Origin of the sequence: Mycobacterium sp. E2479, from assembly GCF_001667925.1 — a bacterium.
GTDB lineage: Bacteria > Actinomycetota > Actinomycetes > Mycobacteriales > Mycobacteriaceae > Mycobacterium.
The window spans coordinates 65,992-76,089 of sequence record NZ_LZJR01000135.1; the positions used below are offsets into that span (position 1 = coordinate 65,992).

Consider the following 10,098-nt stretch of genomic DNA (forward strand, 5'->3'; position numbering starts at 1 on the left):
ATGCCGGGCGGCGTTTGCTGTGGCATTCTGCTTGCGTGTCCGCTGAACCGGTGGGTCCGTCTTCCGGAATCGTGACGTTTCTGTTCACCGACATCGAGGGGTCGACTCGTCGGTGGGAGGCCGACGCCGACGGGATGCGGTCCGCGCTCACGCGACATGACCAGGTGCTACGCCAGGCGATCGAGTCACATGGGGGCCAGTTGTTCAAGCACACCGGCGATGGTGTCTGTGCGGCATTCGCCTCGCCGAACTCGGCGGTCGATGCGGCGGTCGCCGCTCAGCGCTCACTTGAATTACCGGTGCGGATGGGATTAGCCACCGGCGAAGCCGAGTTGCGCGACGCCGACTATTTCGGCGCCGTGCTCAATCGCGCGGCACGAGTCATGGGCGCGGGGCACGGCGGGCAAATTCTGCTGGCGGACTCGACGGCGGGTTTCGTGAGCGGCGTCGATCTGCTTGATCTGGGCCCGCGCCGGTTGCGGGATCTACCCACTCCGGTCGGTGTGTTTCAGGTTCGGGCCCCGGGTCTGCGCGCCGACTTCCCGCCGTTGCGGACAGCCGACATCGGCCCGGGCAATCTGCGCCCCCCGCTGACCGGTCTGATCGGCCGTGAAACCGAGGTCGAGCAGGTGCAATCGGCACTGAAGATCCATCGATTGGTGACTCTTGTCGGCGTGGGTGGGGTCGGTAAGACCCGGTTGGCGCTTGAGGTCTCAACGCGCCTGGCCGATGAATTTCCCGACGGTGTTTGGTTTTTCGAACTCGCGACGGTCACCGATCCCGCGGCGGTGCCCGATGCGGTTGCCGCGGTGCTGGGCGTCACCCAACAGGCCGGGAAGACGGTGGCCGAGAGCGTGGCCGTCGCTCTGGAGGGCAGGCTGCGACTGTTGGTGTTCGACAACTGCGAACATCTGCGCGACGCGGCCGCCGACCTGGTGGAAGCCATCCTCGCCCGCTCGGCGAGCGTGCGGATCCTAGCGACGAGCCGCGAGCGGCTGGAGGTCGCCGACGAGCAAGTGCACTCGGTCTCGTCGCTGGATGTCGCGGCAGGCATCGACTCTTCGGCCGCAATATTGTTTGTGCAACGCGCCCAACAGGTTTCGTCTTATTTCGCGGCGAAGGGCGCGGACGACGAAGCCGCGATCGTCGAGATCTGTCGCCGTCTGGACGGCATCCCGCTGGCCATCGAACTGGCGGCCTCGCGAATGACGTCAATGACCCCCGTCGAGCTGCGCGATCGGCTCGATGACCGATTCCGGTTGCTCGTTGGATCGCGGCGGGGCCTGAGTCGCCACCAGACATTGCGCCACGCCGTGGCGTGGTCCTATGACCATCTCGGGGAGGAGGAAAAGGCGCTGCTGGAACGCTGTTCCGTGTTCGCCGGCGGGTTCGATCTGCAAAGCGCCTGCGCAATAACGAAATTCACCCGACCACAGTTCGTCGACGATTATGCAACCCTGGATCTGCTGGATTCCTTAGTCCGTAAGTCCCTACTTGTGGTTGATCGAGTCGCAGGCCGGACGCGCTATTCGATGTTGGAGACCATTCGAGAGTTCGCCGAGGAGCAACTCGTCGCCCGCGGCGAGGCCGCGGCTGTGCGGGAAGCCCATGTGCGCCACTTCGCCCGGCGTGGAAGCGACGCTTTAGCCGTGTGGGACAGCCCGGAACAGCGGGCAGCCTACGAGTGGTTCGAGGCGGAGCTGGCGAATCTGCGCGCCGCGTTTCGCTGGGCGGCCGATCACGACGACCTCGACGATGCCGTCGCCATTGCCACCTCGGCGGCCTTCCTTGGCTTCATGGTCATCAAAATGGAACCGACCGCGTGGGTCGAAGAACTCATCGAATCAGGCCGGGCAGCCGACCATTCCCAGCTCGCGTTCCTGTACGTGCTGGCCTCGAACTGTTATATGGCCGGGCGGGTCGACGACGCACTTCGCTATGCCGACCCTGCTGTCGACATGCTCAGCGGTGACCGCACCCGCCTTCCGTTCGGCTTAGAGGGCTGGCCCTCTGGCGCGTACACGGCCAGCGGACGCCCCGAACGGTCAGTCGAATTGTGTCGAGCTCAGCTGGCACGAAATCGCGACACCCACACCCTCACCAGGAGCTGCCTGGTGATGGCGCTGACCATCAGGGGCCCCAGCGAGGAGGCCGCGACGATCGTCGACGACCTTGTCAATGCTGCCGAAGCCACCCGCAATCCCGCGGCGCTCTGCTACGCGCTGCTCGCCGAGGGGTTCGCCCTCCGCGACATCGAGGCCTCACGCGCTTTGGCGGCCTTGCGTCGCGGGCTGGCCCTCTCGCAAGAGTCCGGCAACCGCACCAGTGAGACTCACACCGCCGCCGTTCTGTGCCGCGTCGAGTCGAAATACGGTGACCCAATGGCGGCGCTTGATTACTTCAGGTTGGCCGTCCATAATCACCACGAGGCGGGCAACACGACAATGATCAGCACACCGCTGGCTTTGCTCGCGGCGTTCTTCGACAGAATCGAACGTTACGAGGCGGCGGCCACCATCGCAGGTTTCGCTTTCGGGCCCGTCACCGTCGCAAGTTTTCCCGAAATCCGGACCGTGATGGCCCACCTGGCCAGTGCGCTCGGTGCGGATGCGTACGAATCCCTGACGCAGTCCGGAGCACGGATGACTACCGCGCAAATGGCGAACTACGCTTACCGCGAAATCGACCGGACCCGAACAGAACTCGAACGCACCGGCTGAAAACTTGCTCCCGGCGCTCCTATGCTCGTCCGGCCCGTGCGGCGGCGTGCGCTCCGGCTCGGCGCCCGAAGAACGACCCTTCACCCAGCTGCGTCCCGCTCGCGTAGCCCTTGCCGTCCTGGGCAAGGTTGGACGCGCACGCGCCCGCCGCATACAAGCCGGGCACCACGGTGCCGTCGGCGCGCTGCACCTCGCCATCGAGGGTCACCGCGAGGCCGCCGATGGTGAATCCCGAATACATCGCCCGACCGAGCGACAGATCGAACACCGCCCAGGGGCCGTTATCCTGTGGTGCAAGGAATTCCGGCTGCTTATGGAAATCCGGATCCTCGCCCGCGGCCGCGTGCTTGTTGTAACGATCAAGCGTCGCCGCGAGGTTGCCCGCCGGAATGCCGAGCGCTGCTTCCATTTCCGCGATGGTCTCGTACCCGTCGAGGAAGCGGATCAGCGGCATGGCCGGCATCTCGGTGTGCGCCTCGTCGACGATCAGGTATGCCGTCTGGTCGGGCTGCTCCAACACGAAAGCCGACGTGCGCGAGTGGTAGGAGTCCTCGGCGACAAAGCGCCGGCCCTCCTTATTGACGATCACACCGGTCAGCAGCACCTCGGGCGGATAGGCCGCCGCGGTGATGAACAGCTCGTCCATGTTCTTGGTCGCACCGCCCGCCGAGACGCCCATCCGGATGCCCAGTCCGTCGTCATTGGGGTTGCCCAGGATGTAGGGCGCCACCATGCCGTGATGCTTGGTGCGTCGCTGCTGACCCAGCGCGGGCGTGTGCTCGGCGACCATCTCCGGGTTCATCGCGAATCCCCCCGCCGCGATGATGACCGACTTGGCCTTGATCGCACCGGTTTCGGTGAAGTGCTTCCACGCGACACCGACCACGGCGCCTTCGTCGTCAATGACCAGGTTGGTAACCCCGGTCTCGTAGCGGATCTGCACGCCCACCGCGTCGGCGCGCTTGAGCAACAAGTCGACAACCATGCTGGCGCCGCCCAGTTCGCCGGGCACTGGCACCGAGTGTCCACGCGGCGCCGGCTTGGCCCGCTCGCAGAAGGGCCAAACCTTTTCATTGCCGGTGTAGCTCAAGCCCTCGGTACCGGGTGGAACGACGACCTTGCCCGGGTAGTAGCTGCGCTCGAACTGAAAACCCAAGTCCTCCAACCAGTTGAAATGCTCGACGCTGCCGTCGCAATAGGCGCGGATCTTGTCGAGCTCGGGTTCGCGCGACACCGCGACCAGGTATTTGTACATCTCCTCGGCGGCATCCTCTTGACCGGTCGCCTGCTGCACCGCGGTCCCGCCACCGAGGTAAAAGTGGCCGCCCGCAAGCGAAGTGGTGCCACCCGCGGCGGCCGCGCGTTCGAGCACGAGCACGCGCGCCCCGGCGGCTGCCGCACTCACCGCGGCGCAGCCTCCGGCGATGCCAAACCCGATCACTACGACGTCAACGTCATCCGACCAGGTGGTCACGTCATCCGCACTGACCGTTGCTGGTATCTCCGTGCTCATTCGCGCCACTTCTCCTCATCGCCGCGCTCGGCATCGTCGCCGGCGCGGCTCACCGTTGCTCCTGTTTGATGTAGTCGTGAAAGGCCCTCATCTCGGGTGCGACGTATGCAAGCTCCACATACGGCACGCCCGCCTCCGGTGCTGATAGGTAGGCGAATTGGATGCCGCCGGGCATCACGCCTCGCTGAACGACCGCGGCGCCCCGCTCGGCGGCCTCCGTCACCGCCGCCTCAAGTTGCTCGGGGCGTTCAACCTCCATGCAGATGTGGTGCAGACCCGGTCCGCAATCGGACAAAAAGTCACTATAGATGTTCTCGCCGCGAACCGGTTGGATCAGCTCCAACTGCATGTCGCCGAGGTAGCTCAGCGAGATGCTGGCAAAGAAGTCGGCGGGTTGGCCCCGGTAGCTACACGAGTCCGGAGCAAAGTGCACATCGGGTATGCGGACCCACTTCCGCACGCCTAACAGGCCGGTGAGGGCCGTTTCGGTGGCATCAAGGTCGGCGGTGACCCACGCGATCTGGGTCGGTGATTCAACGTTAGGCGTCATCGTCTCGCAGGATAGTCGAGTCGTGATGCCGTTAGAAAGGGCCCGAATATCTTTGCCGTGGCGAGCCCGTCCGGCCCGGAAATCGGCGGGTGAACACGTTCTAATTCCAGCTTGCCGCCACCCGCAAGCCTCAGTGTTGGCTCAGGATGTCGACCATCAGCCGCAGCTGCGCGTCGAAGACCGTTTCCGGGTCTGTCAGGGTGTCCGCGCCGTACTGGCCGAACACCTCGAGGCTGATGGCGCCCAACACTCCGGCCCAGAGCAAGAAGCACTTCGCAAGGACCCGGTCATCGCCCGGGAAGCCGAATTCATGGCGAATCCGGTCGAAGTCGGATGACATCGGTTGTGGGGCAAGATCATTCGTCAGCCGGATATCTCCCGTGGCGATCCCGGCCGCAACCGCGTCGAACAGCGCCGCGACCACCCGGGTGCCCACCGCGATCGTGCGCTCCGGAGGTGCGTGGTATCCGGGAACGGGACTGCCATAAAGCAGGGCCCAGCAGGCCGGGTTCGCGATGGCCCAGCCCCGGGTAGCCCGCGCAATGGCGACGACGTCGTCGCTCCACAGGTCGTCGACCGTCTCGCGGGCACGGTCCACCGTGTCGGCCAGGTCGGAGTAGGCGTCAACCAGCAGCAAGGTCAGCAGTTCGTCGCGGCTGGATACGTAGCGGTACACCGCCGAGGACACCATGCCCAGGTCGCGTGCGATGGCCCGCACCGATAACCCGGCCGCGCCGCGATCGACCAGCTGGCGGCGACCAAGTTCGATGATTCGCGCCTCGATCTGCTCACGCGATTCCTGGCGTTTGCCCACGCGGCCAGTCTGGCACAACCGAGAACACCGCTCTTGCTTTCCGTGGCGGGTTGTGGCAGCGTGTCCAAATTAGAGAGCACCGCTCTCGCAGTTCGACCAGGATTCGCTGAGAGGCTCACCATGTCCACCCGATACGAAGAACCGAACCGGGCCGCCCGGGCCGCGAACGCGGTCATCCGCTGGCTCGCCGAGGCGGGGATCAGCATCGCCGGAACCCGGGCGCTGCGCGTCCGTGGCCGCAAGAGCGGAAAGCCACGCGCGGTGGTGGTCAACCTGCTGACCGTCGACGGCGTGGACTACCTGGTCTCGCCGCGGGGCAACACGCACTGGGCGCGCAACGTCCGGGCCGCGTCCGTCGTCGAGGTGGGTCCGCGCTGGCGTCGCCGGCCCATGCGGGCGGGCGAGATCGATGACGCGGCCAAGCCCGAGCTGTTGCGGCGTTATCTGGCCAAGTGGTATTGGCAGGTCAAGGATTACGTCGCAGGGTTGACGCCCGACAGCACAGATGAGCAATTCCGCGCCGCCGCGCCCTCGATCCCGGTGTTCGCACTGACACCGGTGGTCACCGCGGGCTGATGGCCCTAATGCGCGTTGTCGCGCACCCCCAGATCCTCGCGAGCCTCCTGCGTCGTGGCTCCCCATGACACCGCGGCCGGGAAATCACCCCACACGCTGTTGAAGATGCCCACGAGCTGTCCGGGGCCGCCGCTGGGCGCCAGGTACACCGGTCCGCCCGAATCGCCGTTGTGGCTCTGCACACCGTGCGACATGGTGAACCAGCCGTTGTTCACGCTCTCCACCGTCCCGCAGGTTTCCCCGGTGATCACGCCGAAATGGCAGACGGGCTGCCCCGGCGCGAGCGCGAGCCCGGGATCCGCGACCAGCGGGCGACCGCCGGGCAGGACGTTGTTCGGCGTGACGCTGTTGTCCAGCACGATCGCTTCGTAATCGCTGATCGTCTGGGTCGTGGACACCGTCGTTCCGCTGGGGGTGTTGTCCCGGAAGGCCGCCATCTGCCCGATGACGGTGCCGGCCCGGTCCGTCACCACCCCGCTCCCGCCCCGGCAGTGTCCCGCGGTGAAAGCGATCTTGAGCGCGGGGTCGACATATCCCAGCGTGCACACGCGGTTGCCCTGCCGTATTTCCATGCCCGGGTACACGACGACGTCGGCATTGGCGGGCGCTCCCGGCAGCAAGGTGGCGACCGCTGCGACAGTAGTCGAGGCGACGAATGCGCGCCTTGCCAGACGACGATGCACCCTGAACTCCATCCATCGGGCCGAACCGACGGGAGGCGAGGCTACGACCTTCCTCCCCGCTCAGCTTTTCGCGCCGGCCTGCGCGAATGTTACAGGGAGGTCACGACCGCGGTCGTGGCATCGGTGTGGCGGGCCGTCCGCGGTAGCCACCCGGGTGGGCCGAACACGTAACCCAATCGATCACGCAGGCGCGTCGCCGATCGCCAGTCGCGGGCGATCGCGACATATTCGCGGGTCTGTAACGTCCAGATGTTGAACGTGTCCACGCGTTTCGTGAGCCCATAATGCGGCCGGAAGAGCTCGGCCTGGAAGGTTCCGAACAGCCGGTCCCAGACGATGAAGATGCCCCCGTAGTTTTTGTCGAGATACACCTTGTCCATCCCGTGGTGCACCCGGTGATGCGACGGGGTGTTGAACAGGAACTCGAACGGTCGCGGCAGCTTGTCGATCCGCTCGGTGTGTATCCAGAACTGGTAGATCAAGTTCAGCGAGAAACTGAAGAACACCATCCAAGGCGGAATCCCCAACAGCGGCAACGGAATCCACATCAAGATCTCGCCGCTGTTGTTCCACTTCTGGCGCAGCGCAGTGGCGAAATTGTAGTACTCGCTGGAGTGGTGGGCTTGGTGCGTCGCCCAGATCAATCGGACGCGATGCGCGATCCGGTGATAGGCGTAATAGAGCAGGTCCACCCCGAGAAGCGCGATGACCCAGGTGTACCAATGCGTCGCCGACAGGTGCCAGGGCGCCAGGTAGGCATAGATCGCGGCATAGCCCAGCAGCGCCAGGGTCTTCCAGCCGGCGGTGGTCGCTACCGAAACCAGTCCCATCGAGATGCTGGCCACGGAGTCGCGCGTCAAGTGCGCCCCGGACGGCGGTCGCGCCGTAACGGCGGACTCGGCGGTCAGGTGTTCCAGCTTGCGGGCCGCGGTCCATTCCAAGGTCAACAGCAGCAGGAAGAACGGGATGGCAAACAGCACCGGATCGCGCATCTGCGGCGGCAGCGCGGACAGGAAGCCGGAGAGGGCACTCACACAGGTAAGACTACGACGCGCCCCGGAGTGCCAGTTCGCCCTCAGCGACGATCGTCGGATTGCGCTTCGTCCCCGGCATACCACTGCACGGCGCGGACGCCCGGAAGCAGCGATAATTCGGCTACCAACCGTTCGAGGCGGGCCGGCGCATCACCGTTCATCAGCAGGTGAGCGGTCAAGGTGACCTCATCGCCGGCCGGGTTGCCGGTATGGATTCCGCGCAGCGTGATGTCGTTGCTCCCGGCGTGCTGGACTATCTGGGCCCGCGCGTACTTCTCGTGCTTGGCACGGCAGACCACCTGCACGAGGTATGGCAACAGGCTCTCGTCGTCTTCGGCACTGTTGTCCCGGTCGATCAGCCTCCCGAGCGGGCGCCCCAGCAGATGGATGCCGATGACGGTGCCGGTGCCGATCAGTGCGAACACCAGGTGACCGGAAGCCGCCAGCACGCCGATCGCCGCCGAGCACCACAGGGTGGCGGCGGTGTTGAGACCACGGACGTTGACGCCCTCCCGCAGGATCACGCCACCACCGAGGAACCCGATACCGGACACGACGTACGAGGCGACCCGGGTGGGGCTGGTATCGGAGGTGGCCGCCGCGTAGAGGACGAACAACGTCGCACCTCCGGCAACCAGTGCGTTGGTGCGCAGGCCGGCCCGCCGGGCCCGCCATTGCCGTTCCAGGCCGATGAGGGCACCGCAGCCCACGCCGACCCCCAGCCGGAGCACGAAATCGAGAACGCTCAGCGTCTCCAACGCGTCGCTCCTTCCCGGTTGCTAGACGGCGAAGGGAGCTAACCAAATCCGGGTTAACCGCAAGTGAAGCCCGACCATATCCCCCACGCCGGGAGCATCTCGGCGCGCGGCGCGCCCCAGGCTAACCGGTCTTGGGCGCCAGGTGGTGGGGGCAGTAGGCGCTCGATGCGAGCGCAGCGAACTGGGCCGCGCCGTCCAACGTCATGCCGGGATTTTGATCCTTGATGTCAGTGACAACCTGCAAACCAGTTTCGCCCCTGCCCATCAACCCGCAGACGGCTTTAGCGGACGCGATGACCTGACTGGGACTGCTGTAGGTGATGCCGGAATTGCTGAGGTTGGCCAGGAACGCCGCATCGTCGCCCTGCGGCTCGGCGTGCGCGAGCGCCGCGAAACCGCTCGCGGTGAAAGCGCCGAGCACGGCAAGCAGGAGTCTCATACCGTCCCCGCCTTTCCGAGGTGGGCGTCGGGCAAGGTCACCGTGGGCTTGCCTCCGCGGGACACGTGCACCGCATGGATGCCAGGCTTGTTGGACAATTGGTCGAGCAGAGCGTCAAGTCCGGCCTTGTCAACGTTCCAGTGCTGCACGGCGTCCGGCTGCTTCTGCAGCTTCGCGATGACGTCGTCGAGTTTGACGGGTTCGGCGCTCTTTATCGCACCGCCGGCGCGGACCCGGGCACCGTTGCGACCCGCGACTTCCGGCGCGAAGGCACCGAGGGCGCCCCCGGTAAGGCTTCCCAGCGCCATGTGACCGAGCAGGCTGCCCGGGATCCCGGCCGCGGGGGCCGCGGCCAGACCGGCGGTCGGCAGGCTGCTGGCCAACCTGATCGCCGGGGTTGCCGAGGCCCAGGTCGCCGGCACCGATAACTTGCCCACCACGTTGGCCTCGCCCATGCCCGCTGATACCGCGCTGGTAAGGCCCGCTCCCGCCGTACGCAAACCGAGTCCGGCACCTAGCGCGGACTTGGGGATTTCCAGGCCCTCGACCGGGAGTTTGTAGAACATCTTGAACTCGGTCATGGCGAGGTTGATCGGGCTCATGCTGTCGTTGGCGACGGTGCTGAACCGGCCGATGTCGGCGAGGATCCCGAAGGTGTTCTGCCACGTCGTCCCGGCCAGCGGGGATCCCGTGAGGGTGTTGAGCACACCGTCCCAGAACTCCATGTAGCCGCGGGACGCGTTGCCGAGGCCCTCGAGCAGCTGGCTGATGATGCCGGACGGCGCGGCCGCGGCGTCCGCTGCCCCACCGGTACCGGTTGCCAGTGCGCTCGCCTGGCCCAGCGCCGCCGACTGGGCGGCGATTCCCGTCGAGTCGGTGGTCTGGGGGGGCTCGGTGAATGGGTTCAGTCGGGTGGCGGCCGCAGATGCGCTGGCGTACCCGAACATTGCGGCCGCGTCCTGCGCCCACATTTCGCCGTACTCGGCCTCGGTCGCCGCGATCGCGGCGGTG

10 protein-coding genes are annotated in these 10,098 nt (G+C 66.0%); 2 read left to right on the forward strand and 8 right to left on the reverse strand.

The window, feature by feature from the left end; genetic code table 11:
• The first annotated feature begins 35 nt into the window (after nucleotides 1-35).
• Nucleotides 36-2,720 (forward strand): adenylate/guanylate cyclase domain-containing protein, encoded by a 2,685-nt coding sequence (locus tag A5686_RS20525; protein WP_067938082.1) that lies wholly within the window; start codon nucleotides 36-38, stop codon nucleotides 2,718-2,720.
• A 19-nt stretch (nucleotides 2,721-2,739) separates the two neighbouring features.
• Here A5686_RS20525 and A5686_RS20530 read toward each other — a convergent pair whose 3' ends face one another.
• The 3 genes from A5686_RS20530 to A5686_RS20540 form a co-directional block, all read right to left on the reverse strand.
• Nucleotides 2,740-4,233 carry an FAD-binding protein gene (locus tag A5686_RS20530; protein WP_067938084.1) on the reverse strand — a complete coding sequence of 498 codons (1,494 nt, stop codon included), beginning with the start codon at nucleotides 4,231-4,233 and terminating at the stop codon, nucleotides 2,740-2,742.
• A gap of 49 nt (nucleotides 4,234-4,282) precedes the next feature.
• Nucleotides 4,283-4,783 (reverse strand): VOC family protein, encoded by a 501-nt coding sequence (locus tag A5686_RS20535; RefSeq protein WP_067938086.1) that lies wholly within the window; start codon nucleotides 4,781-4,783, stop codon nucleotides 4,283-4,285.
• 130 nt (nucleotides 4,784-4,913) lie between these two features.
• Nucleotides 4,914-5,597 carry a TetR/AcrR family transcriptional regulator gene (locus A5686_RS20540; RefSeq protein WP_197520653.1) on the reverse strand — a complete coding sequence of 228 codons (684 nt, stop codon included), beginning with the start codon at nucleotides 5,595-5,597 and terminating at the stop codon, nucleotides 4,914-4,916.
• Between the two features lie 120 nt (nucleotides 5,598-5,717).
• Between A5686_RS20540 and A5686_RS20545 the strand changes: the two genes are divergently transcribed.
• Nucleotides 5,718-6,173 (forward strand): nitroreductase/quinone reductase family protein, encoded by a 456-nt coding sequence (locus A5686_RS20545; protein WP_067938090.1) that lies wholly within the window; start codon nucleotides 5,718-5,720, stop codon nucleotides 6,171-6,173.
• 5 nt (nucleotides 6,174-6,178) lie between these two features.
• Here the strand turns inward: A5686_RS20545 and A5686_RS20550 are convergent, their stop codons facing one another.
• From A5686_RS20550 to A5686_RS20570, 5 genes are all read right to left on the reverse strand, one after another.
• Entirely contained in the window at nucleotides 6,179-6,856 is a 678-nt protein-coding gene (locus A5686_RS20550; RefSeq protein WP_231986437.1) for a S1 family peptidase, read from the reverse strand.
• 89 nt (nucleotides 6,857-6,945) lie between these two features.
• Entirely contained in the window at nucleotides 6,946-7,890 is a 945-nt protein-coding gene (locus tag A5686_RS20555; RefSeq protein WP_067938095.1) for a sterol desaturase family protein, read from the reverse strand.
• Nucleotides 7,891-7,931: 41 nt separating this feature from the next.
• Nucleotides 7,932-8,648: an MgtC/SapB family protein gene (locus A5686_RS20560; protein ID WP_067938097.1), complete on the reverse strand. Its 717-nt coding sequence runs from the start codon at nucleotides 8,646-8,648 to the stop codon at nucleotides 7,932-7,934.
• 121 nt (nucleotides 8,649-8,769) lie between these two features.
• Nucleotides 8,770-9,087 carry a DUF732 domain-containing protein gene (locus A5686_RS20565; RefSeq protein ID WP_067938099.1) on the reverse strand — a complete coding sequence of 106 codons (318 nt, stop codon included), beginning with the start codon at nucleotides 9,085-9,087 and terminating at the stop codon, nucleotides 8,770-8,772.
• The coding region (locus tag A5686_RS20570) for a PPE domain-containing protein (protein WP_067938101.1) at nucleotides 9,084-10,098 on the reverse strand (1,015 nt) is incomplete at its 5' end. The genes A5686_RS20570 and A5686_RS20565, both read right to left, overlap by 4 nt.